The sequence below is a fragment of the Aeromonas sp. QDB14 genome (assembly GCF_027707845.1).
Classification (GTDB): Bacteria; Pseudomonadota; Gammaproteobacteria; order Enterobacterales; family Aeromonadaceae; genus Aeromonas; species Aeromonas caviae.
This window is the reverse complement of sequence record NZ_JAPCJD010000043.1, coordinates 1-22,731: the sequence shown is the minus strand read 5'-3', so window position 1 is coordinate 22,731 and position 22,731 is coordinate 1. Positions and strand designations below refer to the sequence as shown.

20 protein-coding genes and 1 pseudogene are annotated in these 22,731 nt (G+C 65.2%); 17 read left to right on the top strand and 4 right to left on the bottom strand.

Annotated elements, in window-relative coordinates; all coding sequences use genetic code 11:
* Positions 1–46: 46 nt before the first annotated feature.
* From proB to PG887_RS14330, 3 genes are all read left to right on the top strand, one after another.
* Entirely contained in the window at positions 47–1,150 is a 1,104-nt protein-coding gene (gene proB, locus PG887_RS14340; protein ID WP_010675460.1) for a glutamate 5-kinase, read from the top strand.
* A 35-nt stretch (positions 1,151–1,185) separates the two neighbouring features.
* Positions 1,186–2,439 (top strand): glutamate-5-semialdehyde dehydrogenase, encoded by a 1,254-nt coding sequence (locus PG887_RS14335; protein WP_270822032.1) that lies wholly within the window; start codon positions 1,186–1,188, stop codon positions 2,437–2,439.
* Positions 2,440–2,595: 156 nt separating this feature from the next.
* Positions 2,596–3,231: a murein L,D-transpeptidase catalytic domain family protein gene (locus PG887_RS14330; protein ID WP_266141640.1), complete on the top strand. Its 636-nt coding sequence runs from the start codon at positions 2,596–2,598 to the stop codon at positions 3,229–3,231.
* A 169-nt stretch (positions 3,232–3,400) separates the two neighbouring features.
* Here PG887_RS14330 and PG887_RS14325 read toward each other — a convergent pair whose 3' ends face one another.
* A complete protein-coding gene (locus tag PG887_RS14325; protein WP_266141639.1) occupies positions 3,401–3,832 on the bottom strand; it encodes a universal stress protein in 432 nt (143 codons plus the stop codon).
* Positions 3,833–4,026: 194 nt separating this feature from the next.
* Between PG887_RS14325 and PG887_RS14320 the strand changes: the two genes are divergently transcribed.
* Entirely contained in the window at positions 4,027–4,770 is a 744-nt protein-coding gene (locus PG887_RS14320) for a hypothetical protein (protein WP_270822030.1), read from the top strand.
* A gap of 42 nt (positions 4,771–4,812) precedes the next feature.
* Here the strand turns inward: PG887_RS14320 and PG887_RS14315 are convergent, their stop codons facing one another.
* Positions 4,813–5,316: an RNA methyltransferase gene (locus PG887_RS14315; protein ID WP_104455405.1), complete on the bottom strand. Its 504-nt coding sequence runs from the start codon at positions 5,314–5,316 to the stop codon at positions 4,813–4,815.
* Between the two features lie 284 nt (positions 5,317–5,600).
* On the opposite strand from PG887_RS14315, the gene PG887_RS14310 reads away from it, so the two are divergent.
* From PG887_RS14310 to PG887_RS14265, 10 genes are all read left to right on the top strand, one after another.
* Entirely contained in the window at positions 5,601–8,225 is a 2,625-nt protein-coding gene (locus tag PG887_RS14310) for a nitrate reductase (protein ID WP_270822029.1), read from the top strand.
* Between the two features lie 28 nt (positions 8,226–8,253).
* Positions 8,254–9,012, top strand: coding sequence for a uroporphyrinogen-III C-methyltransferase (cobA, locus tag PG887_RS14305; protein WP_103858111.1), 759 nt, complete (start codon positions 8,254–8,256; stop codon positions 9,010–9,012).
* A gap of 125 nt (positions 9,013–9,137) precedes the next feature.
* Positions 9,138–9,722 carry an ANTAR domain-containing response regulator gene (locus tag PG887_RS14300; protein ID WP_010675452.1) on the top strand — a complete coding sequence of 195 codons (585 nt, stop codon included), beginning with the start codon at positions 9,138–9,140 and terminating at the stop codon, positions 9,720–9,722.
* A 344-nt stretch (positions 9,723–10,066) separates the two neighbouring features.
* Positions 10,067–11,422 carry a CmpA/NrtA family ABC transporter substrate-binding protein gene (locus PG887_RS14295; protein WP_270822026.1) on the top strand — a complete coding sequence of 452 codons (1,356 nt, stop codon included), beginning with the start codon at positions 10,067–10,069 and terminating at the stop codon, positions 11,420–11,422.
* 14 nt (positions 11,423–11,436) lie between these two features.
* Entirely contained in the window at positions 11,437–12,396 is a 960-nt protein-coding gene (locus PG887_RS14290) for an ABC transporter permease (RefSeq protein WP_270822024.1), read from the top strand.
* Between the two features lie 31 nt (positions 12,397–12,427).
* Entirely contained in the window at positions 12,428–13,249 is an 822-nt protein-coding gene (locus PG887_RS14285; protein ID WP_010675449.1) for an ABC transporter ATP-binding protein, read from the top strand.
* Between the two features lie 26 nt (positions 13,250–13,275).
* On the top strand, positions 13,276–15,858 hold the full coding sequence (gene nirB / locus PG887_RS14280; RefSeq protein ID WP_270822023.1) for a nitrite reductase large subunit NirB: 2,583 nt from the start codon (positions 13,276–13,278) through the stop codon (positions 15,856–15,858).
* The gene (gene nirD / locus PG887_RS14275) at positions 15,855–16,214 is read left to right on the top strand and encodes a nitrite reductase small subunit NirD (protein WP_104452409.1); all 360 of its coding nucleotides are present in this window, start codon (positions 15,855–15,857) and stop codon (positions 16,212–16,214) included. Before nirB ends, nirD begins: the two co-directional genes overlap by 4 nt.
* Positions 16,215–16,358: 144 nt before the next feature.
* Positions 16,359–17,450 (top strand): PfkB family carbohydrate kinase, encoded by a 1,092-nt coding sequence (locus PG887_RS14270; protein WP_103858113.1) that lies wholly within the window; start codon positions 16,359–16,361, stop codon positions 17,448–17,450.
* Positions 17,444–18,352, top strand: coding sequence for a pseudouridine-5'-phosphate glycosidase (locus PG887_RS14265; protein WP_270822022.1), 909 nt, complete (start codon positions 17,444–17,446; stop codon positions 18,350–18,352). The genes PG887_RS14270 and PG887_RS14265 overlap by 7 nt, the downstream gene beginning before the upstream one ends.
* 181 nt (positions 18,353–18,533) lie before the next feature.
* Here PG887_RS14265 and PG887_RS14260 read toward each other — a convergent pair whose 3' ends face one another.
* Positions 18,534–19,259 (bottom strand): carbonic anhydrase, encoded by a 726-nt coding sequence (locus tag PG887_RS14260; protein ID WP_270822021.1) that lies wholly within the window; start codon positions 19,257–19,259, stop codon positions 18,534–18,536.
* 645 nt (positions 19,260–19,904) lie between these two features.
* Here PG887_RS14260 and PG887_RS14255 point away from each other — a divergent pair.
* Positions 19,905–20,660, top strand: a complete 756-nt coding sequence (locus PG887_RS14255; RefSeq protein ID WP_270822020.1) for a DNA/RNA non-specific endonuclease — start codon at positions 19,905–19,907, stop codon at positions 20,658–20,660.
* 208 nt (positions 20,661–20,868) lie between these two features.
* Entirely contained in the window at positions 20,869–21,216 is a 348-nt protein-coding gene (locus PG887_RS14250) for a DUF2541 family protein (RefSeq protein WP_323881734.1), read from the top strand.
* Between the two features lie 31 nt (positions 21,217–21,247).
* Here the strand turns inward: PG887_RS14250 and mog are convergent, their stop codons facing one another.
* Entirely contained in the window at positions 21,248–21,778 is a 531-nt protein-coding gene (mog, locus tag PG887_RS14245) for a molybdopterin adenylyltransferase (protein WP_041212474.1), read from the bottom strand.
* 433 nt (positions 21,779–22,211) lie between these two features.
* Between mog and PG887_RS14240 the strand changes: the two are divergent.
* A pseudogene (locus tag PG887_RS14240) lies at positions 22,212–22,731 on the top strand (IS30-like element ISAs2 family transposase); the annotation flags it as partial.

Genomic DNA, 22,731 nt, shown 5'->3' with positions numbered 1-22,731 from the left:
GCCGTGGGTATAAAGGGATTCCTTACTTTTCTAACCCTTCGTTCCCATGGAAAACAGAACCATAGTCGTCAAACTGGGCACCAGCGTGCTCACCGGGGGATCTGCCCGCCTCAACCGTGCCCACATGGTCGAGCTGGTCAGACAATGTGCCGCCTTGCATCGACACGGGCACCGTGTCGTGCTGGTCACGTCGGGGGCCATCGCCGCCGGTCGTGAGCATCTGGGCCACCCTCCGCTGGCGCCTACCCTGCCGAACAAACAGATGCTGGCGGCGGTGGGTCAGACCCAGCTCATCCGGGTATGGCAGGACCTGTTCAACCTCTACGGGCTGCACATCGGCCAGATGCTGCTGACCCGCGCCGACCTGGAAGACAGGGAACGCTACCTCAATGCCCGCGACACCCTGCGCACTCTGCTCGATCACCGCATCATCCCCGTCATCAACGAGAACGACGCCGTGGCCACCGCCGAGATCAAGGTGGGGGACAACGACAACCTCTCCGCCCGTGCCGCCATCCTGGCGGATGCGGACTTGCTGATCCTGCTCACGGATCAGAAGGGGCTCTTCACCGCCGACCCGCGCACCAACCCGGATGCCCAGCTCATCGAAGAGGTGCAGACCATAGATGACACCCTGCGCTCCCTTGCCGGTGACAGCGTGAGCGGCCTTGGCACCGGTGGCATGGCCACCAAGCTGCAGGCAGCCGACGTGGCGCGCCGCGCCGGGGTGGACGTGGTGATCGCCACCGGCCAGATCCCGGAAGTGATCGGCCGCCTCGCCGCCGGGGAGCGGGTGGGGACCCTGTTCCCGGCCCTGGCATCCCCCCTGGAAGGGCGCAAGAGCTGGATCCTGGCAGGGCCCCCTCCTCACGGCGAAGTGCAGGTGGATCAGGGGGCCGTGGCCGCCATGCAGGAGAAGGGCTCCAGCCTGCTGCCCAAGGGCATCGTCGCAGTGAAGGGTGATTTCGTGCGTGGCGACGTGGTGCGTATCTTGGATCCCAAGGGGAGCGAGCTGGCTCGCGGTATCTGCCGTTACGACCATCTGGAGCTGGATCGGCTGCGGGGTGTCCACTCGGATCAGATTGAACAGGTATTGGGTTACGGCTATGGGGCCGTGGCCATCCACCGTGATGACATGGTGCTGCTCTGAAGAGGGCGGCACCGCATGAACAAAAGGGAACTGTGATGAGTCTGGAGAAAATGGGGCAGGCGGCCCGTGAAGCCGCCTATCAACTGGCCACCGTCAGCACGGCACAGAAGAACCGGGCGCTGGCGGCCATCGCCGATGAACTGGAAGCACGCAGTGCCCAGATCCTGGCGGCCAACGAGAAAGACATCGCCGCCGGGCGCGAGGCGGGGCTCACGGAAGCCATGCTGGATCGCCTGCTGCTCAACCCGGCGCGCCTTGCCGGCATAGTGGCGGATGTGCGCAAGGTGATCACCCTGGACGATCCGGTCGGGGCCGAAATCGACAGCCGGGTGCTGGAGAACGGCCTGCGCCTCTCCCGTCGCCGGGTGCCCATCGGGGTCATCGGCGTCATCTACGAGGCGCGCCCCAACGTCACCATCGACATCGCCAGCCTCTGCCTCAAGACCGGCAACGCCAGCATTCTGCGCGGCGGTCGCGAGACCTTCCACTCCAACCTGGAGCTGGTGCGGGTGATCCAGCATGCCCTGGCAGCGTCCGGCCTGCCCGAGGCGGCGGTGCAGTACATCGACAATCCGGACAGGGCGCTGGTGGCCGAGTTGCTGCGCCTTGACCGCTACGTGGACATGATCATCCCCCGCGGCGGTGCGGGTCTTCACAAGATGTGCAAGGAGAACAGCTCCATCCCCGTCATCATCGGCGGGTTCGGTATCAGCCACATCTTCGTGGACGAGAGCGCCGATCTGGCGCGTTCCCTGGCGGTCATCGAGAACGCCAAGGTGCAGCGCCCCTCCGCCTGCAATGCCCTCGATACCCTGCTGGTACACGAGAAGGTGGCGGCCACCTTGCTGCCGCAACTGGTGGCTCTGATGAACGAGCGCAAGGTGACCCTGGTGGGCGCGCCCAATGCCATGGCGCTGCTGGCTGGCAGCGACAACCTGTGCGACGCGGGGCCGGAAGATTTCGACACCGAGTGGCTGGGGCTGACCCTGGGGGTCAAGGTGGTGGCGGACGTCAACGAGGCGCTCGCCCATATGCGCGAGCACAACGCCGGCCACTCCGATGCCATCCTGACCAACTCCCTCGCCAATGCCAAGCGTTTCGTCAACGGGGCCGGTTCGGCGGCGGTCTATGTCAACGCCTCCACCCGCTTCACCGACGGTGGCCAGTTTGGCCTCGGGGCCGAGGTGGCGGTCTCGACCCAGATGCTTCACGCCCGTGGCCCCATGGGGCTGACCGAACTCACCAGCTACAAGTGGGTGGGGCAGGCGGATTATCTCAGCCGTGCCTGATCCAGGCACGCTCAGCAAGCAGGACAATGCCGACTCAGGTCGGCATTTTTGTGCTTTTTTATTGCTCGCAATCAATGGCTTGCATATAACTATCCAGCAGGATGCGGTGTCACCCGGGGCATCAGGCCAGCGACAGCAAGGGGAGCAACTTCAAGGATGAAGGGACAGGATAGGAGTGCGTGGTGGGGCAGCCTCTGGCTGAGCCTGCCACTGCTGCTGGGGGCGCTCTGTTTCAGCGGCGCCAGCCACGCCAGCTGGGACCAGGATCTCTATCGTCAGCTCGGCCTGGCCGGCAAGCTCGACAGCCGCGTGTTTCGCAAGGCCCTGGACGGTTACCAGAGCGTGCGCCACAAGCGAAAACCCATTCTCACCATCATCGACTACAGCAAGCCCTCGACCATGCGCCGGCTGTTCGTCATCGACGTCAAGCGCCACAAGCTGCTCTACCACACCTGGGTCAGCCACGGCCGCAATTCGGGGGAGCTGGCCGCCCGCCAGTTCTCCAATCAGATGAATTCCCGGCAAAGTTCCCTGGGGGTCTACCGCACCGCCGAGACCTATCAGGGCAAGCACGGTTACTCCCTGCGTCTCGACGGCCTCAGTCCCGGCAAGAACAGCAATGTCCGCAAGCGCGCCATCGTGGTGCACGGGGCGGACTACGCCAGCCCCAGGCATCTGCAGAAGTTTGACAAGCTGGGGCGCAGCTGGGGATGCCCGGCCCTGCCAAGGGAGCAGTCCAGGGCCATCATCGACACCATCAAGGGAGGGAGCGTCATCTATGCCCATGGCTGAGACCTTGCCCGTGAGCCTGCTGCGAGGGCGTCACCAGGACTGGTGGGCGGCGCTCTACCTTGCCGACGACCTCTCGTTATCCCTCGTGCACCGGTTCTGAGATGAGTATCCCATGGCAATGAACAGCAAAAAGGCCAGCATATGCTGGCCTTGGCGCATCAGGCGGGGATTATTTGCGGACCACCAGCACAGGGCAGGGAACGTGGCGCACCACGGATTCCGCCACGCTGCCCACCAGCAGGTGGGTGATGCCGGAGCGGCCATGGCTGCCCATGACCACGAGATCCACCTTGTCTTCCTTCGCCTGGAGGACGATTTCATCGGCGGCGCGGCCAAAACGGACCTCGAACTTGGCCGGAATGGGCAGGCAGGCGACCAGTTCCTTGAGCTGACTCTTGGCCTGGCGTTCCATCTCGTGGGTGATCTCGATGGCCGTCATGTGCAGGATCTTGTAGCTGTCGAAGCCGTGCAGCTGATCCACCACGTGGACCAGTTTGAGCTCGGCCTGGTGGGTGTTGGCCATGAAGACGGCGTAGTCGAGTACCGCTCTGGACATCTCGGAGAAATCGACGGGGCAGAGCAGGGATTTGATGGTTGGCATGAGAATCTCCCCTCAAGTTGGGCTACTAATGAATCTTGTTTGCCATGATACGCTGTGGGGCGACAATAACCCTCGACCCGCTCGCAAAATGGGGAAAATGTCGGCCGGGACTCTGTTTTTCTATGCTATCTGTATGCCTGAACGGGCCGTCCGGCGGTGAGCATCTGCCGAGTGCCATATCACTGAGGATATTCATGGTTCGTCTTTTTCTGTTCTGTTGCCTGCTGATCACCTCGTTCGTGCGGGCAGACACCATACACGTCTATTGCGACGACTGGCCCGGCTTCTGTCACCGGGACGGCAAGGGGGTCTATCTGGATGTGGTTCGAGCCATCTATGAACCCCTGGGGCACGAGGTGAAGCTTCACATGGTGCCTTACAAACGGGCACTGGCGGTGGTGTCGCAAAAGGAGGGGGACATGGCGATGGGGGTCTATCGGGGAGAAGTGCCCGGGGTCCATCAGCCCGACTACCCCGACTCGGCGGACTACGTGAGCGTGGTGATGCAAAAGCGCTGGCTGCCGCACTGGGCAGGGGAGCACAGCCTCAAGGAGCAGGAGGTGCTCTGGCTGAGGGGGTGGGCCTTTGACAAGTTCATCCCGGAGCCGATGCGCTGGTTCGAGATAGACAGCCACGAGATGGCGCTGCAATTGCTGCTCAAGGGGCGTTACAGTTACTACCTGACCGACGGCGCCCTCTACCCCGAAGGCTCCCTTCCCCCCGAGCTGGTACAGGTATTCCTGCGCTGGATCCCGACCTACCCCATCTTCGCCGATACCCCGAAGGGCAGGCAGTTGCACGGGCTCTGGGATCCCGGCATGCGCACACTGATAAGGCAGGGCAAGCTGGCGGAGATCTATCGGCAGAACAAGCTCTACGACTACTACCAGGACTTTCTCAGGGAACAGGTGGTGCGGGCTAACAAGCCACAGCCCTAGCTGTTGGGCCTGATGCCGTCATCGGGCCCCTCTTGTCCTGCCTCAGCCTTTGGCTCTGAGCGTCTTGGCCAACCTGTCATAGAGGATGACGTTGACCGAGGCGGCCAGGTTCATGCAACCCTGAGTCGGCACATAGATGACCTCCTTCACCGCCGCGAAACGGGCGGGTTCCAGGGTGCCATCCTCCGGGCCGAAGATGTAGAAGGCTCTCTCGGGGTGCACGTAATCCGGCAGGGGCGTGGCCCCCTCGATCAAATCCACCAGCACAGGGGTGCAGCCCTCGGGCACGAAGTCCAGCAGCTCCTCGACCCCGAGCAGGGGGATCTTCTCCACCATCTGCTTGGTGTCGGTCACAAAGCGGCGTGCCAGCTCGAAGCGCTGCCCCGTGTAGTAGACCTCGTCCGCCCCGTAGCAGCCGGCGGCCCGCATCACGGCGCCCACGTTCTCCGGGGATTTGGGATTGACCAGCCCGATGGCGCAATAGTCCCCTCTCTCCCGGGCATCTGCCCGGTGCTGCCCGGCAGCGCCTTCATCTGACACTTTCATCTCTCTCTCCTGTGTGGCGGCGCATTATACCCCCGGTGGGCCCCTTGCCCAGCGTGCGGGGCGGATTCCCGCAAGGCGGGCCCAACAAGGGGGCGGCTGCACCGTGGCGGCGCAGCCCGACACCCTGATGCGCAATGGCGGCGCCCCTTGCATCCTGGCGCGGGGTTTGCAGTCACTTCCCCATACAAGACGATGAGGCATCCGGACAAAGGCGTCCGTCCCCGCAGGGGGGCGGACGCTTTTTTTATGGGCCCCTCGTCAGACACATGACAAGGAGCAAGGGAATGAAGACCACCTGTGCCTATTGCGGAGTGGGGTGCGGCATCCGGCTGAGCCGGGAGGGCGACAACTGGCAGTTGCAGGGGGATGAGCAGCATCCGGCCAATGGCGGCGCCCTGTGCGTCAAGGGAGCCAGCCTGCTGGAGAGCCTGGCCTTTCCCGATCGCCTGCTCTATCCGCGCTGGATGGGGCAGCGCATCGGCTGGGAGGAGGCCCTGGACACCCTGGCGGAGCGTTTTGCCGCCATCCTGGCCGAGTCCGGGCCGGATGCCATCGGCATCTATCTGTCGGGCCAGCTGACCACCGAGGATTACTACGTCGCCAACAAGCTGATGAAGGGGTACCTGGGCAGTGCCAACGTGGACACAAACTCCCGGCTCTGCATGTCGTCGGCGGTGGTGGCCCACCAGCGCGCCTTCGGGGAGGATCTGGTGCCCGCCTGCTACGAGGATCTCGAGCTCGCCGATCTGGTGGTGCTCACCGGTGCCAACACCGCCTGGACCCATCCCGTGCTGTTTCGCCGCCTGCAGCAGGCCAGGGCGCGGCGCCCCGAGCTCAGGCTGGTGGTGCTGGATCCCCGCCGCACCATGACGGCGGAGCAGGGGGATCTGCATCTGGCACTCAAACCCGGCAGCGACGTGACGCTCTGGAACGGCCTGTGCCGCTACCTGCTCGATGTAGATGGCTGGGACAAGGCCTATGTGGCGCAGCACGTGAGCGGCTTCGAGGCGTTGGCGGGGGCGCTGGACGATCCGGCCTGGCAGTTGGACGAGGTGGCCCGCAGCTGCGGCCTCTCCCGCAGCGATCTGCTCGGTTTCTACCAGCTCTTTGCCCGCACCCCCAAGACCGTCACCCTGTTCTGCCAGGGGATCAACCAGTCCAACCAGGGGGTGGACAAGGCCAACGCTATCATCAACGCCCACCTGATGTGCGGTCGCATCGGCAAGCCGGGGGCGGCTCCCTTCTCCATGACGGGGCAACCCAACGCCATGGGAGGGCGTGAGGTGGGGGGGCTCGCGACCCAGCTCGCCGCCCACATGGGCTTTGGCGAGGCCGAGTGCGATCGGGTACAGCGCTTCTGGGGAAGCCCGACCATGGTGCGCGGGCCGGGGCACAAGGCCGTCGAGCTGTTCGAGGCGGTGCACCGGGGGGAGATCCGCGCGCTCTGGGTGCTCGGCACCAACCCGGCGGTCTCCCTGCCGGACGGCAACCGGGTGCGCGAGGCCCTGAGCCGCTGCGAGCTGCTGGTGGTCTCCGAGGTGACGGCCAACACCGACACGGCGCGCCTCGCCCACCTGCTGTTGCCTGCCGCCGCCTGGGGAGAGAAGAGCGGGACCGTCACCAACTCCGAGCGCACCATCAGCCGCCAGCGCGCCTTCCTGCCCCTGCCGGGGGAGGCCTGGCCCGACTGGTGGGCCCTGACCCGGCTCGCCCGTCGGCTCGGCTTTGGCGAGGGGTTCGCCTATGAGCACGAGCACGAGATCTTCTGCGAGCATGCCGCCCTCTCCGGGTTTGAGAACGACGGATCCCGCCAGTTCGACATCTCCGGGCTGGCGGGTCTCACCCGTGCCGAATTCGAGGCGTTGGAACCCCTGCGCTGGCCCGTCAACGCTGACTGGCCCCGTGGACGAGATCGCCTGTTCGAGGATGGGCGCTTTGCCACCCCGGATGGCCGGGCCCGCCTGCTGCCCCTGGCCCAGCGCTTCCCCGAGCAGCCAGAAACGCCCCTGCTTGCAGGGGCTGTCTCCCTGCTCCTCAACAGTGGCCGCCTGCGGGATCAGTGGCACACCATGACCCGCACCGGCCACGTGCCCCGGTTGCAGGAGGCCGAGCCCTGGCCCAGGGTACGAATGGGAGCCGCCAGCCTGCTGGCGCTTGGCGTGAAGGAGGGGGACCTGGTGCGCCTTTGCAACGGGCTTGGGGAGGCGCTGCTGCTGGTGGGACTGGATGAGGGGCTCAGGGAGGGGGAGGCCTTCCTGCCCATGCACTGGACCGACAGCCAGTGCAGCCAGGGGGCGGTCAACCGCCTCATCGCCCCCGTGGTGGATCCCCTTTCCGGCCAGCCGATGTTCAAACAGGGGCGGGTGCAGGCCAGGGCGCAGCTCACCTGCTGGCAAGGGCTCTGGTGTGGCCGTGGTGAGTGGCGCGAGTCGGTGGACTGGTGGGCCAGGCGTCCCCTGCCCGAGGGGAACTGCACCCTGCTGGCCTCCTGGTCAGAGAGCACAGAGAGCCTGTGGCAACGGCTGGGGGCCGAGGGGCACTGGCTCAGGCTGCCCATGAAGGAGGGGTGGCTGGCCGTGGCCCTGGCCGGAGATCGCATCGAGGGGATCCTGCTGGTGGGGGCGCGGCGCCCGGACATCAAGGTCGACCTGCTGGCCAGTCTGCTCGGCACGCCGCTCCAGGCGGGGGCCCTGAGCCAGACCCTGAGCCAGGCCCTGGCCGGGGAGAGCCGGCTGGTCTGCTCCTGCCTGCGGGTCTCGGAGCAGCGCATCGTCGATGCTATCACCCGGCAGGGGGTGAGCGAGCTGGCGGGGCTGCAGGCCCTGCTCGGCTGTGGCAGCAACTGCGGCACCTGTCTGCCCGAAATCGACAAGCTGTTGATCAAACATGTTTTCCTGGCATCCGCTTAGTGCGGTGCCAGGACACAAGGAGCCTGAGATGAGCCAAATCAGTCTGGTGGGAGCGGGCCCCGGGCCCCTCGAATTGTTGACCCTGCGCGCCCTGCACCGTCTGGAGGCGGCAGAGATCGTGGTCTATGACCGCCTGGTGGGGAGCGAGATCCTGGCCCGCATTCCCCACGGGGCGGCCCGCTTCGACGTGGGCAAGCGCTGCGGTGAGCCGAGCCCGACCCAGGAGGAGATCAACGCCCTGCTGCTGGCCCTGGCCCGCACGGGCAAGCGGGTAGTGCGTCTCAAGGGAGGGGATCCCCTGGTGTTCGGGCGCGGTGGCGAGGAGGCGCTGCACCTGGCCCGGCACGGCATCGAGGCCGAGCTGGTGCCGGGGATCACGGCGGCCCTGGGGTGCGCCGCCAGCAGCTTCATTCCCCTGACTCACAGGGGGCTGGCCCGCTCCCTGACCCTGGTGACGGGGCACCTGATGGACGAGCGCGACTATCAGGGCTGGCACGGGCTGACCCGGGCGGGCCACACCCTGGTGTTCTACATGGGGCTGGAGCGGGCGGCCCGCATTCGGGAAGGGATGTTGAGGGCGGGGGCCCCGGGCGTGCTGCCGGTGGCCCTGGTGGTGGCCGGCTGCAGCCCCCGCCAGCAGGTGCACGAGGCCACGCTCGATGGCCTGGAGCAAGCTGCCCGCGCCCTGCTGGGCCAGAGCCCGGTGCTGATCATCATGGGGGAGGTGGTGCGGCTGCGCGCCGAGCTGCAGGGGCTGCTGACGGAGGCACTGGAACGGGTCGCCTGAGGGGCGATTTTCCCTCTACCCCCACTACCTCCTGATAGATAAAAAGGAGGTAGATTCAAAGAGTTGGCCTTCATGTTGCGGCATTTTCGCCAGACAGAACGCGATCGTCGCCGGTAAGGAGCGCCATGACTACTTTTTCCACCCGGGGCCAGGACGGCCCCGCTTCCCGGCTGTTGATCCACGCCGATGACCCGGGCCAGGCGAACCGCCTGGCCCTGCTGGTCAGTCACTACGGCCATCAGCCCGGGATCCTCGATACCCGCCAGTTGCTGACGCCGACGCAGAGGGGGGATGCCCTGCTCGTCAGTTGCCGCCAGTTCAGCGCCGAGGTACGCCTTGGCCTCTCCCTTTGGCCCGACATGCCGCGGCTCTTGTTCTGCGAGCGGCTGGGGGGCGATACCCAGCTCGCCCTGTTGCAGCAGGGGGTGTTGCTGGTGCCCCACCCTTGCGGCGAGCGTGAGCCGGTGGAGCAGTGGCTGCGTCTGGCCCGCAGTCAGCTCGCCATGGTGCAGGCCCTGATGCAGACCGAGAGCGAGCTGCGCCAGAAGCTGGAGGATAGGCGGCTCATCGAGCAGGCCAAGGGACGCCTGATGCGCCATCAGGGGCTGGACGAGGACGAGGCCTATCGCCTGATGCGCAGCACCGCCATGAGCCGTCACCTGAGCCTGGGTGAGCTGGCGCGGCAACTGCTGCAGGCTTTGCCCGCCTGAGCGCTCCCGTGGCCAACCGTTTTGGTGCAACTGCGCCTAATTGAGGCAAATTTGAGGGAGGATCAGGGCTCCACAGGCCGCAAAGGGCCGCCTGATGCACCCTGGACGAGCTGGCACGGAAAGTGAATAACAAAAACACGATAGCAATGAAGTAATGATGCGCAGTGAGGGGCCGGTCAGGTCACTCACCCGCAACAGGGCAAAGAAGCCCCGCCGATCCCGGATCGGCGGGGCTTTTTTTTGGTCGCGACGCACCTTGGGTCGCAGCGCTGCAACGAGGTGGCACTGCGATTCCAGGCAGCCTGGCGCCATGGCCCTGACCCGGAACCGAGGGAGGAGATGCAATGAACGGACGACAAGGATGTGCGGGGCTGCTGCTGGCGGCGTTGTCGCTGCCGGTGCTGGCACTGGGAGCCCCGGAGCAGGAGGAGCTCAGGCTCGGCTTCATCAAGCTGACTGACATGGCGCCGCTGGCGGTGGCCTACGAGCGTGGCTATTTCGAGGATGAGGGACTCTACGTCACCCTCGAAGCCCAGGCGAACTGGAAGATCCTGCTGGATCGGGTGATAGACGGCGAGCTGGACGGTGCCCAGATGCTGGCGGGCCAGCCCCTGGCGGCCCACATCGGCATCGGCACCCAGGCCGAGCTGGTGACGGCGTTTGCCATGGATCTCAACGGCAACGCCATCACGGTGGCCAACAGCGTCTGGGCCGCCATGGCGCCCCAGTTGCCCAGGCCGCAGGCGGGCCAGGTGCCGCCCCCGGTGAGCGCCGCCGCCCTCAAGCCCGTGGTGGCGGAGTATCGCCAGGGGGGTAAGCCCTTCAACATGGGGATGGTCTTCCCCGTCTCCCCCCACAACTACGAGCTGAGGTACTGGCTGGCGGCAGGTGGTCTGCACCCCGGTTTCTATGCACCCCGGCTCGGCGACAACTCGGGCCAGCGCCAGGCGGACGTGCTGTTGTCGGTGACACCGCCCCCCCAGATGCCCGCCACCCTGGAGGCGGGCACCATCGCTGGCTACAGCGTGGGGGAGCCCTGGAACCAGCAGGCGGTCGCCAGGGGCATAGGGGTGCCCGTCATCACGGATAACGAGATCTGGCGCAACAACCCGGAGAAGGTGTTCGGCGTCACCCGGCAGTGGGCCGAGCGTCACCCCAACACCCATGTGCGGCTGGTGAAGGCGCTGCTGCGGGCGGCCTGGTGGCTGGATGCAGACGACAACGGCAACCGGCGCGCGGCGGCCAAGCTGCTGGCCAGACCCGAGTACGTGGGGGCGGACGAGCAGGTGATCGCGAACGCCATGACGGGCACCTTCGAGTACGCCAGGGGGGACAAGCGCCAGGTGCCGGATTTCAACGTCTTCTTCCGCCACCACGCCACCTATCCCTACTACTCCGACGCCATCTGGTATCTGACCCAGATGCGGCGCTGGGGCCAGATCCCCGAGGCCAGACCGGACGCCTGGTTCGAGCAGGTGGCCAAGGCCGTCTATCAACCGGACGTCTATCGCCAGGCCGCCGAGGCGCTGATCGCCGAGGGCAAGCTCAAGGCCAGTGACTTCCCAGACTTTGCCAGCGAGCAGGGCTATCGCGGCCCCCAGGATGGCTTCATCGACGGCCTCATCTACGACGGCCGCCACCCCAACGCCTACCTGCAACAGTTCGCCATCGGCCTCAAGGGCGATGAGCGGGTGCAATGAGCAAGGAGATCCCGATGAAACGACACACATGGCCCCTCATCCATTTAAAAGCCATCAACTGGAAAATCATGGTGCAGCCCCTGCTCGGCGTGCTGCTCTCCCTCGGCCTCTGGCAGTGGGGGGCGAGCCAGGTGCAGACCAGTCTGGGCACCCTGCCGGGGCCGCTCGCCACCGCCAGCCAGCTCTGGTCCCTCGGGCAGGAGCATCTGCAGGAGCGGGAGAAGGCGGCGGCCTTCCTCGAACGCCAGCAGGTGCGCAATGCGGCAAGGCTGGCGGCGGATCCGGCGGCCGAGGTGAAGCTGCGTCCCTACACAGGGCGCCCCACCTTCTTCGATCAGATAGCCACCAGCCTGCTCACCGTGCTGTGCGGCTTCGCGCTGGCGACCCTGATCGCCATTCCGTGCGGGGTGCTGCTCGGCATGAATCAGGGGCTCTATCGCGCAGCCAACCCGGTGATCCAGCTGCTCAAGCCGGTGTCGCCGCTGGCCTGGCTGCCCCTCATCACCCTGGTGGTGAGCGCCCTCTACGCCAATCCCGCCCCCTGGCTTGCCAAGTCCTTCCTCACCTCGGCCCTGACGGTGACCCTCTGCTCTCTCTGGCCGACCCTGATCAACACGGCGGTGGGGGTGGCGGGGCTGGATGGGGATCTGCACAACGTCAGCCGGGTGCTGCGCCTCTCCTTTGTGACCCACGTGCGGCGCATCGTGCTGCCCGGGGCCCTGCCCATGATCTTCACCGGACTGCGGCTCTCCCTGGGGGTGGCCTGGATGGTGCTGATCGCGGCGGAGATGCTGGCCCAGAACCCGGGGCTCGGCAAATTCGTGTGGGACGAGTTCCAGAGCGGCGGCTCTGCGTCTCTGGCCCGCATCATGGTGGCGGTGATCACCATAGGCCTCATCGGCTGCGCCCTGGACAGGGGCATGCTGGCCCTGCAGCAGTGGTTGTCCTGGGACAAGCGCCAGGTGCTGCGTTAATCACATTTCTATTCAGGCAGGAGAAGAGCCAATGAAGAGTTATCTGGAGATAAGCGACGTCGGCATCTCGTTCGAGACGGAGCAGGGCAGCTTCGAGGCCTTGAGTCGGGTCAACCTGCGCATCGAGAAGGGGGAGTTCGTCTCCCTCATCGGTCACTCGGGCTGCGGCAAGAGCACCGTCCTCAACCTGGTGGCCGGGCTGCTGGAGCCGACCCTGGGGGGCATCATTCTCGATGGTCGCGAGGTGGCGGGCCCGGGGCCCGAGCGGGCCATGGTGTTCCAGAACCACGCCCTGCTGCCCTGGCTCAGCGTCCAGCAGAACGTGGCGCTGGCGGTGGCCCAGGTGGAGTCTGACAAGCGGGCGGTGGCGGAGCGGGTGGACTACTACCTCTCCCTGGTGCAGATGGATCACGCCAGCCAGAAGATGCCCCACGAGCTGTCGGGGGGGATGAAGCAGCGGGTCGGCATCGCCCGCGCCCTCTCGCTCTCCCCCAAGGTGCTGCTGATGGACGAGCCGTTCGGCGCCCTCGATGCCCTGACCCGGGCCCATCTGCAGGACGCGCTGATGGCGATCCAGGCGGAGCTTGGCAACACCGTCATCATGATCACCCACGACGTGGACGAGGCGGTGCTGCTCTCCGATCGCATCGTCATGATGACCAATGGCCCCAGCGCCACGGTCGGTGAGATCCTGACCGTCGACCTGCCAAGGCCCAGAGACAGGGTCGCCCTGGCGGACGATCCCCACTACCACAAGCTGCGCCAGCAGGTGCTGCGCTTCCTCTACGAGAAGCAACGCAAGGTGACCCCCCTCAAGGCAGCCGGGCAGGTGCGCAGCAAGCTGCGCGCCTGAGCCCGCCGGATTCAAGGAAGAGAGACATGACAGACAAAGAGCAACAGTGGGTGGCAGAGGACGGCATGGACCTGCTCGGTCGCCAGAACAGTGGTTCCGCCGACACGGCCGACAAGCAACGGCTGCTGGTGGTGGGTAACGGCATGGTGGGTCATCACTTCGTCGAACAGCTGGTGGCGGCCGGTGGCCTGAGCCGGTTCGAGGTGACGGTATTTGGCGCCGAGCCGGACCCCGCCTACGACAGGGTGCATCTGTCCGAGGTATTCGGCGGCAAGGCGCCCCAGGCCCTGCGCATGGCCGACCCCGCCTGGTATGAAGAGAGCGGCATTGCGCTGCGGCTGGGGGCCGAGGTGGAGGTGCTCGACCGGGCCACCCGCACCCTGACGCTGGCCAACGGCGAGCAGTTCCCTTACGACCGTCTGGTGCTGGCGACCGGCTCGGTCCCCTTCGTGCCCCCCATCCCCGGTCATCAGCGGGAGGGCTGCTTCGTCTATCGCACCCTGGGAGATCTCGCCGCCATCCGCGATGCCTGCGCCCAGGCCCGCAGCGGCGTGGTCATCGGTGGCGGCCTGCTGGGGCTGGAGGCGGCCAACGCCCTGCGCCTGCTCGGGCTCAAGACCCAGGTGGTGGAGTTCGCCCCTAGGCTGATGCCGGTGCAGCTCGACGAGAGCGGCGGCGCCGTGCTGCGGGACAAGATCCAGGCCCTCGGGGTCGAGGTGCTGGTGGAGAAGGCCACCGAGTGCATCGAGCAGGGGGAGCAGGCCCGTCATCGCCTGCGTTTCAAGGACGGTTCCCACATTGAGACCGACGTGCTGCTGTTCTCCGCCGGTATTCGACCCGCCGACGCCCTGGCCCGGCAATCCGGGCTGGAGGTCGGGGAGCGCGGCGGCATCTGCATCGACGATGGCTGCCACAGTTCGGATCCCGCCATCCTCGCCATCGGCGAGTGCGCGCTCTGGCAGGGCCGCATCTTCGGCCTGGTGGCTCCCGGCTACCAGATGGCCCGGGCCGCCGTGGCCAGTCTGTGCGGCGGCGAGACCCGCTTTATCGGGGCCGACATGTCCACCAAGCTCAAGCTGATGGGGGTGGACGTGGGCTCCATCGGCGATGCCCACGCCAACACCGCCGGCGCCCAGGAGTTGCTGCTGCTGGACAGGGTCAACGGCATCTACAAGAAGCTGGTGACCGACGGCGAGGGCAATCGCCTGCTCGGCGCCATCCTGGTGGGGGACGGGGCCGATTATGAGCGGCTGCTGCAGTACTACCAGAACGGGGTGGCGCTGCCCCAGCCGCCGCTCTCCCTGCTGGTGGGGGAGGCAGGGGCCGCTCCCGCGCCCCTGGTGCTGCCGGACAGCGCCATCCTCTGCTCCTGCCACAACGTCAGCAAGGGGGACGTGGTGGCCGCCGTTCGGGCGGGCAATCACGAGCTGTCGGCGGTGAAGAGCTGCACCAAGGCCGGCACGGGTTGCGGCGGTTGCAGCAACCTGCTCAAGCAGGTAGTGGATCAGACCCTGGCAGACCTTGGCGTCGAGGCGGACAAGGGGTTGTGCGAGCACTTCGCCTACGGCCGTCAGGAGCTCTATCACCTGGCCCGGGTGGGCGAGCTGAAGAGCTTCGAGGCGCTGCGGGACAAGCACGGCCAGGGGTTGGGGTGCGACATCTGCAAGCCGACGGTGGCCTCCATCCTGGCGTCCCTCTGGAACGAGCACGTGCTGGAGAAGCCCCACCGCGCGTTGCAGGATACCAACGACGCCTTCCTTGCGAACCTGCAAAAGGACGGCACCTATTCGGTGGTGCCGCGCATCCCGGGGGGGGAGATCACCCCGGAGGGGCTCATCACCATCGGCGAAGTGGCGCGCAAGTACGGCCTCTACACCAAGATCACCGGCGGCCAGCGCATCGATCTCTTCGGCGCCCGGGTCGACCAGCTGCCCGCCATCTGGGGTGAGCTGGTGGCGGCGGGCTTCGAGACCGGTCAGGCCTACGGCAAGTCGGTGCGCACCGTGAAGTCCTGCGTGGGCTCCACCTGGTGTCGTTACGGGGTACAGGACTCCATGACCCTGACCCAGACCCTGGAGCACCGCTACAAGGGACTGCGGGCGCCACACAAGCTGAAGTTTGCGGTCTCCGGCTGCACCCGGGAGTGCGCCGAGGCCCAGAGCAAGGACATCGGCGTCATCGCCACCGAGCGGGGCTGGAACCTCTATGTGTGTGGTAACGGCGGCATGCGGCCGCGCCACGCCGACCTCTTTGCCACGGATCTCGACGAGCAGACCCTGATCCGCTACATCGACCGGCTGCTGATGTTCTACGTGCGCACCGGGGACAGACTGCAACGTACCTCGGTCTGGATGGAGAACATGGAAGGGGGGCTCGACTACCTAAAGTCGGTGATCATCGAGGACAGGCTCGGCATCGGTGCCGAGCTGGAGGCCATGATGGAGGGGATAGTCGGCACCTGGCAGTGCGAGTGGAAGAGCACATTGGCGGATCCGGACAAGCTCAAGCTGTTCGAGGCCTTCGTCAACCGGCCCGAGGACGAGACGCCGCCGCGCCGTGAGGAGCGGGGGCAATGGGTGCCGGATATCGCTATCAAGGAGGTGGTATGAGCGACATAAAAGAAGAGACCTTACAGTCAGAACTTGGAGCCTGGCATAGGGTATGCGAGCTGGCGGCGCTGCCGGAGCAGGCCGGGCGCAGCGCCTGGCTGGAGGGGCGGGTGCTGGCGCTGTTTCGCCTCGGGGAGCATGTCTATGCCCTGGACGGGGTGGATCCCCTGGCCGGCGTGGCGGTGCTGGGGCGTGGTCTGGTGGGGGATGCCGGTGGGGAGCCCGTGGTCGCCTCGCCCCTTTACAAGCAGCGCTACGCCCTGATGGACGGTCGCTGTCTGGACGATCCTGCCCTGAGCGTCGCCTGCTGGCCGGTGCGACTGGAGGGGAGCGAGGTCTGGGTACAGCTGGGGTGAGTGGCTCCATCTGAAAACCGTTTTTCTATCACCGGGCTTGCCCGGTGATTTTTTGTGCGCGACCCGACATTTCTTGCACGAGAGGATGGCGGGAAAACGTTTTTCGGAAATAATGGACAAACGTTTGCAACTGGATGTTTGTCTATGACGGAACGTGAACAAGAGATCCTCGCCCTGCTGCGCCAGGATCCCATGATTGCCCAGCAGGAACTGGCGGACAGGCTCGGCATCAGCCGCTCCGCGCTGGCGAGCCACATCTCCAGCCTGATGCGCCAGGGCTATGTGCAGGGGCGCGGCTATGTGCTGCGCGAAGGCCCCTACGCCGTGGTGATAGGCGGCGCCAACATGGATATCTGCGGCTGCAGCCACGACAACCTGCGCATCGGGGATTCCAACCCGGGCCGGGTACGCACCTCCGCCGGTGGGGTAGGGCGCAACATCGCCGAGAACCTGGCGCGCCTTGGTACCGACACCCGGCTGTTGACTGCGGTGGGCAACGATCAATACGGCCACCACCTGCTGGAGGTGAGCCAGCGCGCCGGGGTCGACGTGCGCCAGGTACTGGTACTGGAGGGTCAATCGACCTCCTGCTACCTCAGCCTGCACGATGGCAGCGGCGAGATGAGCTGCGCCGTCAACGACATGGGGATCATCGAGCAGCTCACCCCGGCCCGGCTTGCCCCCTTGAGCGGCTTCCTCGGCGCGGCCCGGCTCTGGGTGCTGGACACCAACCTCGCCACCCACACCCTGGACTGGCTGTTCGAGCGCCAGGGGGAGCACATCATCTTCGTGGACACCGTCTCTGTGGCCAAGGTGGAGAAGATCCGCCCCTGGCTGCACCGCATCCACACCCTGAAACCGAACCGCACGGAAGCCGAGCAACTGTGTGGCTTCACCATCGCCGGGCCCGACACCTGGCCCATGGCGGCGGCCTGGTTCCACCGCGCTGGGGTGCAGCGGCTCTTCCTGAGCCTCGGCGATCAGGGGATCTTCTACAGCGACGGGGCGTGCCAGGGCCATCTGCCCGTGCTCGGCAGCCCGGTCGTCAACGTGACCGGCGGCGGCGATGCCTTCATGGCAGGGCTGGCCCACGCCTGGTTGCAGGAGCAGGACATCGTCGAGACGACCCGGTTCGCCCTCGGCTGCGCCGCCCTCACCGTCAATTGTTCCGATACCGTCTTTTCCGGCCTATCCAAGGCCGCCGTTGAACGCATGCTGGAGGAGTACCCATGTTGAACGCTTACCTCGATATCCAACCGGTCGTCGCCGAAGCTCTTGCCGCCGGCAAACCCGTCGTTGCCCTGGAGTCCACCATCATCTCCCACGGCATGCCCTATCCGCAGAACGTGGAGACGGCGCGCCAGGTGGAGCAGGTGGTGCGGGACAACGGCGCCGTGCCGGCCACCATCGCCATCATCGACGGCCGCCTCAAGGTGGGTCTGGATGCGGGGGCCCTGGAGGCGCTGGGCCGTGCCGGGCACGCCGCCACCAAGTGCAGCCGTCGCGACATCCCCTTCGTGCTGGCCAACAAGGGGCTGGGGGCGACCACGGTAGCCTCCACCATGATAGTGGCCGCCATGGCCGGGATCCGGGTGTTCGCCACCGGCGGCATCGGCGGCGTGCATCGCGGCGCCCAGGAGACCTTCGACATCTCCGCTGACCTGCAGGAATTTGCCCAGACCCCGGTGGCCGTGGTCTGCGCCGGCGCCAAGTCGATCCTCGACATCGGTCTGACCCTGGAGTACCTGGAGACCCAGGGGGTGCCGGTGATCGGCTACCAGACCGAGGAGCTGCCCGCCTTCTACACCCGGGAGAGCGGCTTCAAGGTGGATTACCGCCTGGAGAGCCCGGCGGCCATCGCCGAGGCGCTGCGTCTGAAGTGGGAGCTGGGGCTGGCCGGGGGCGCCGTGGTGGCCAACCCGATCCCGACCCAGTTTGCCATGCCCAAGGCCGACATCGACGCCGCCATTGCCCAGGCACTGCGTGAGGCGGACGAGCAGGGGGTGAAGGGCAAGGAGTCCACCCCCTTCCTGCTGGCCCGGGTGTGCGAGCTGACCGGTGGCAACTCCCTGGCGGCCAATATCCAGTTGGTGCTGAACAACGCCGCGCTGGGGGCGCGCATCGCTGCCAGCCTGTGATCGGTCGTCCGGGTGTGCGAGCTGACCGGTGGCAACTCCCTGGCAGTTAATAGCCAGCGGGTGCTGAACAGCACTGCTCTGGGGGCAAAGATTGCCGCCAGCCTGTAAACACCTTTGCGAAAGATGCAAAAGAGGGCCAACAGGCCCTCTTTTTATTGCGCGAATCGGTGAGATAACCCCCTTATTCCAGCACCAGTCGCCCGTTGAGAGGTTGGACGGGGCGGTTGTTGGGGTGGTGCATCACCGCCTTGAAGGCATCGATCTGGGCCTGGCTGGCTTGGACCGGCTCCTTCATCACCAGCCAGCGCACCCCTTCCGAGCAGGGCGGGGTGGTCAGTGACCCGCTGAAGCGGTAGTAGTCCCGCTTGGCGGGCAGCAGTGCCTCTGCCGAGACCCCTTCCTTGAGCTCGTGACTCTCCCCCGCCTTGGCTGGCAGCGCCTGCCAGGCCTGGCTCAGGGCGGCATTGGCCCGGCCCGGTTCGAACATCACGGCGACCACCGCCAGCTCCCCCTTGGCGTTGGCGTGGACCAGGTGACCCTCCAGGGGGTAGGACCTGCCTTCGATGAGGTTTTCGCTGGGGGCGTGGAAGTGGAACTGCTTGAGCTCGAAGCGCATGCCGTCGAGCTCAAGGGTGCTGCCGGGGGCATAGTTGACCTGCACCGTGTGGCCGTTGTTGACCAGCGTCTTGCCACCCGCCTGATAGTGGAACTGCAGGGGGGCCAGATCGGCCTTCACCAGACCCGAGAGGTTGACCGGCGACTGGTTGCTGCCGGCACACTGGCCATATTCCGGGGTCAGGCTGGCCCATTTCGCCGGGCCGGCCTCGCCGCTGTATTCCCAGTGTGTGGTGGCGGCAAAGGCGGCAGGGCAGAGCAGCAGGGCGCCAGCCAGCAGGGACTTTTTCATCATGCATCCTTATCCTGATTGAAAAGCACGGCCATTCCTGGCCTTCCGGCAGGAAGGCCTCGTCAATGGCATCGTTGGAAACGCAGGGTACGCGGTGCCAGACTGGATTAATTGTTATGAAAGGTCTGTCGTCATCGTTATTTGAAGCGTGGCATGAGGCGGCGCCATGATGTATTCCGGCAACGGGGCCCGCTTATTCATGAAGGAGAAATCCTGCGGGCATTTTCGCCATGAACGGCCCCCTTTCATGGTGCCCCAAATAGCTGACGGGCTGATTCTAGAGGGCTTTTCATGGCTCCGTTTGATCTCGAGCAAACAAGCGCGGACTAATTATCGGGCTTGAGGATCCCTTATTTCGTTGGGATTTTTTCGATATTCCCTGACCCGGCCAGGGGCGTGCGTGGTGGGAGCCGGGCGCTGTGCTGACAGAGTGCCTCGGTGTTGACCCCTTATCCCTCTGATAGTGCTGGAGAAATTCCCCCCTCAGCACAGTGACGGCGGGATGACAATCCCCCGGTTGGCGGCGCCTTGTTTGCGGTTTTGCCGTCCTCTTCACATTTCCGGATTGCTCGCTATTTGTGCGATTGCCTTACTCATCCGACCTGGTGTCAAATCACTCCGCCTAACACAAGGAGTGGCATAATAATGAATAATATCAATAAATTAGTTCTGGCTATCGGATTCACTCTCACCACCTTCCCGAGCCTGGCGGCGGGATTCCAGTGCGGGGAGCACGTCACCCTGGGGGTACCCGGTCAATCCAGTCAGCTGTTGTGCCGGGAGGGCTATGCCGCCGGGTACAACTACGACACCAAGGTCTCTGACTGGGTCTCTTACTGGATGACGGCCGCTAGCGCCCAGGGCCAGGTGCCGCGCAAGGATGCCTTCGCCGAGGACAAGGAGGTGCCGGTGCAGTTTCGCGCCACCCTGGCCGACTACAAGGGCTCGGGCTATGACCGCGGCCATCAGGCACCGGCGGCGGACATGCGCTCCACCGCCAACACCATGAAACAGAGCTTCCTGCTCACCAACATGACCCCGCAACTGCCGGCGCTCAACCAGGGGGCCTGGCGCATCCTGGAGGAGAAGACCCGGCAGTGGGCCATCACCTACAAGAGCGTGCAGGTGATCACCGGCCCCATCTTCACCCACTCCGATGGCGCCATCGGCAACGGCGTGACCGTGCCCCACGCCTACTACCGGGTGGTGATGGATCTGGCGGGCAAGCGGGCCATCGCCTTCATCCTGCCGCAAGAGAACGTCTCGGCCAGTCGGCTGGCGGACTATGTGGTGACGGTGGATGAGGTGGAGGAGCAGACCGGACTCGACTTCTTCATCGAGCTGCCGGATGAGCAGGAAGAGGCCATGGAGTCGCGGCTGTCGGCCATGTGGGGCGGTTAGCGCGTCCGGCAGGGGTAACGGGGGCCCAGGCCCCCGTTACCCACACGGGCTTCCGGCCATTGTCATGGTCCCTGGTACAGGGCCAGTACAGCTTGGGTCTGGCATCGGGTCCTTATCATGGCTCCTTTTTTCAGGAGGCATCATGTCAGCGCTGTTTTCCCTTCACTCCTCGTCCACTCTTGCCCGCGCGTTGCGCATCTGCGTACCCATGGCGCTGCTGGGGGCTGCTGTTCCCCCGGCCATGGCCGACGAGGATATCCGCTTGGGGCAGACCATTCTGCTCGGGGTCGGCGATCATCCCGCCATCATTCCCATGCTCGCCTGCCGGCCGACCAAATCCATCATGGTCAAGGCTGGGCGGGAGTTGACCCTGGAGCGGGTCAAGGTGTTCTACGGCAACGATCGCAGCAAGACCCTCTATTTCGACAAGGTGTTGAGAGAGGATCAGGAGTCGGGGTGGCAATCCCTCGGCAGCCGGCTCTGTATCAAGCGGATCGAGGTGTACGGCAATTCGGAAGGGAGCAAGGCCGGGGTCAAGGTATACGGGCGCAAATGAGCAAAGGGCGGGGGAAATCCCCGCCCAGTGCTTATTTCTTCGGGCGGAACGGTTTGATGATGGCCTCGTCGCACTCGAGATAGGGCCCTTCCATCAGGTCGATGCAGTAGGGAATGGCGGGGAAGACCGCATCCAGGCACTCGCGGATCGATTTGGGCTTGCCCGGCAGGTTGACGATGAGCGAGCTGCCGCGCAGGCCGGCGGTCTGGCGCGACAGGATGGCGGTCGGCACGAACTTGAGGGACTCGGCCCGCATCAGCTCGCCAAAGCCCGGCATCATGCGATCGCACACCGCCTCGGTGGCCTCCGGGGTCACATCCCGCCTGGCCGGCCCTGTGCCCCCCGTGGTAACGACAAGGCAGCACTGCTCATCGTCCACCAGCCGAACCAGGGTCGCCTCAATCTGATCCTGCTCGTCGGGGATCACCTGATAGACGGGCTCCCATTCCGAGGTCAGGTAGGCGTTCAGGGTGTCGATGATGGCCTTGCCGGAGAGATCTTCGTAGATGCCTGCACTGGCGCGATCGCTGACGGTGACGATACCGATTCTTGCCTTGCTCATGGTCTGCCCTTGGTTGCCGCAATAAAGTGGTAAATAAAATAACATAATCAGTGAGATATGTTAAACCGCCGGATGAGGCAAGGGGAGGGCGTCGAGCCAGGGAGAGAGTCGAATGAAAAACAATTTTGAGGAAAGTCCCTTAATAAGGCATAAGGCCGAGAAAAATGGCGCTGAAATTTTATAAAAAAACTGACGCAGGCCGGATTCGGTTAATTTCATGAATCATAAGGAATAAATGATTTTTTCCGCCAACGACGCGCAATTCGTGCCAAAAACCGGACTCCTGTGGCTCGGCGGTGAATGACCCAAAATCGCCACCATCCTATATCGGGAATTCAGATAATAAGTGCGACACTCATGGATGAATGGCGAGAGGTGGCCAACTGCTGATTGGTGGTACCCTTCTGCTCGCCAAAGTAAAAGCAGTATCACCATGAGCTATCAGCAGTTGACCGAGGGGCAACGATACCAGTTATCGGTGCTTCGCGCACAGGGGATGTCCATCCTTGCCACCGCACGCGCCATTGGCGTTCATCGCTCCACCCTCTACCGGGAGCTGCGTCGTAACGCCGGGCCGCAGGGCTACCAGCCAGACAATGCGCATCAGCACGCCACCCACCGACGGGCCAGTGCGGCCAAATCTCGGCTATCTGCCGATGTCATCCAGTTTGTCGAGCTGACACTCGCCTGGTGGTGGAGCCCGGAGCAGATAAGCGCGGTGGGCAAGCAGATAGGCCTCATGGTGAGTCACGAGTGGATATACCGCCATGTGGCCGCCGACAAAGCCCGGGGTGGCCAGTTGTACCGCCATCTGCGCCAGGGCCACAAGCGCTACCGCAAGGGGGCGAGCAGCCTGCGTTCTCCCATCAAGGAAGCCCGCTCTATTGATGAACGGCCGGCTATCGTCGATAGCCGGGAGCGGCTCGGTGATTGGGAGGCGGACACGGTGCTGG

Excerpts from the sequence above, each read along its gene's own strand:
- nirD (WP_104452409.1), top strand. The coding sequence starts at position 15,855 with ATGAGCGACATAAAAGAAGAGACCTTACAGTCAGAACTTGGAGCCTGG.
- PG887_RS14315 (WP_104455405.1), bottom strand. The coding sequence starts at position 5,316 with ATGAAAGTGTCAGATGAAGGCGCTGCCGGGCAGCACCGGGCAGATGCC.
- PG887_RS14250 (WP_323881734.1), top strand. The coding sequence starts at position 20,869 with ATGGCGCTGCTGGGGGCTGCTGTTCCCCCGGCCATGGCCGACGAGGAT.
- PG887_RS14295 (WP_270822026.1), top strand. The coding sequence starts at position 10,067 with ATGAACGGACGACAAGGATGTGCGGGGCTGCTGCTGGCGGCGTTGTCG.
- PG887_RS14265 (WP_270822022.1), top strand. The coding sequence starts at position 17,444 with ATGTTGAACGCTTACCTCGATATCCAACCGGTCGTCGCCGAAGCTCTT.
- PG887_RS14330 (WP_266141640.1), top strand. The coding sequence starts at position 2,596 with ATGAAGGGACAGGATAGGAGTGCGTGGTGGGGCAGCCTCTGGCTGAGC.
- PG887_RS14300 (WP_010675452.1), top strand. The coding sequence starts at position 9,138 with ATGACTACTTTTTCCACCCGGGGCCAGGACGGCCCCGCTTCCCGGCTG.
- proB (WP_010675460.1), top strand. The coding sequence starts at position 47 with ATGGAAAACAGAACCATAGTCGTCAAACTGGGCACCAGCGTGCTCACC.
- PG887_RS14255 (WP_270822020.1), top strand. The coding sequence starts at position 19,905 with ATGAATAATATCAATAAATTAGTTCTGGCTATCGGATTCACTCTCACC.
- PG887_RS14285 (WP_010675449.1), top strand. The coding sequence starts at position 12,428 with ATGAAGAGTTATCTGGAGATAAGCGACGTCGGCATCTCGTTCGAGACG.
- PG887_RS14325 (WP_266141639.1), bottom strand. The coding sequence starts at position 3,832 with ATGCCAACCATCAAATCCCTGCTCTGCCCCGTCGATTTCTCCGAGATG.
- PG887_RS14290 (WP_270822024.1), top strand. The coding sequence starts at position 11,437 with ATGAAACGACACACATGGCCCCTCATCCATTTAAAAGCCATCAACTGG.
- cobA (WP_103858111.1), top strand. The coding sequence starts at position 8,254 with ATGAGCCAAATCAGTCTGGTGGGAGCGGGCCCCGGGCCCCTCGAATTG.
- PG887_RS14320 (WP_270822030.1), top strand. The coding sequence starts at position 4,027 with ATGGTTCGTCTTTTTCTGTTCTGTTGCCTGCTGATCACCTCGTTCGTG.
- nirB (WP_270822023.1), top strand. The coding sequence starts at position 13,276 with ATGACAGACAAAGAGCAACAGTGGGTGGCAGAGGACGGCATGGACCTG.
- PG887_RS14335 (WP_270822032.1), top strand. The coding sequence starts at position 1,186 with ATGAGTCTGGAGAAAATGGGGCAGGCGGCCCGTGAAGCCGCCTATCAA.
- mog (WP_041212474.1), bottom strand. The coding sequence starts at position 21,778 with ATGAGCAAGGCAAGAATCGGTATCGTCACCGTCAGCGATCGCGCCAGT.
- PG887_RS14260 (WP_270822021.1), bottom strand. The coding sequence starts at position 19,259 with ATGAAAAAGTCCCTGCTGGCTGGCGCCCTGCTGCTCTGCCCTGCCGCC.
- PG887_RS14310 (WP_270822029.1), top strand. The coding sequence starts at position 5,601 with ATGAAGACCACCTGTGCCTATTGCGGAGTGGGGTGCGGCATCCGGCTG.
- PG887_RS14270 (WP_103858113.1), top strand. The coding sequence starts at position 16,359 with ATGACGGAACGTGAACAAGAGATCCTCGCCCTGCTGCGCCAGGATCCC.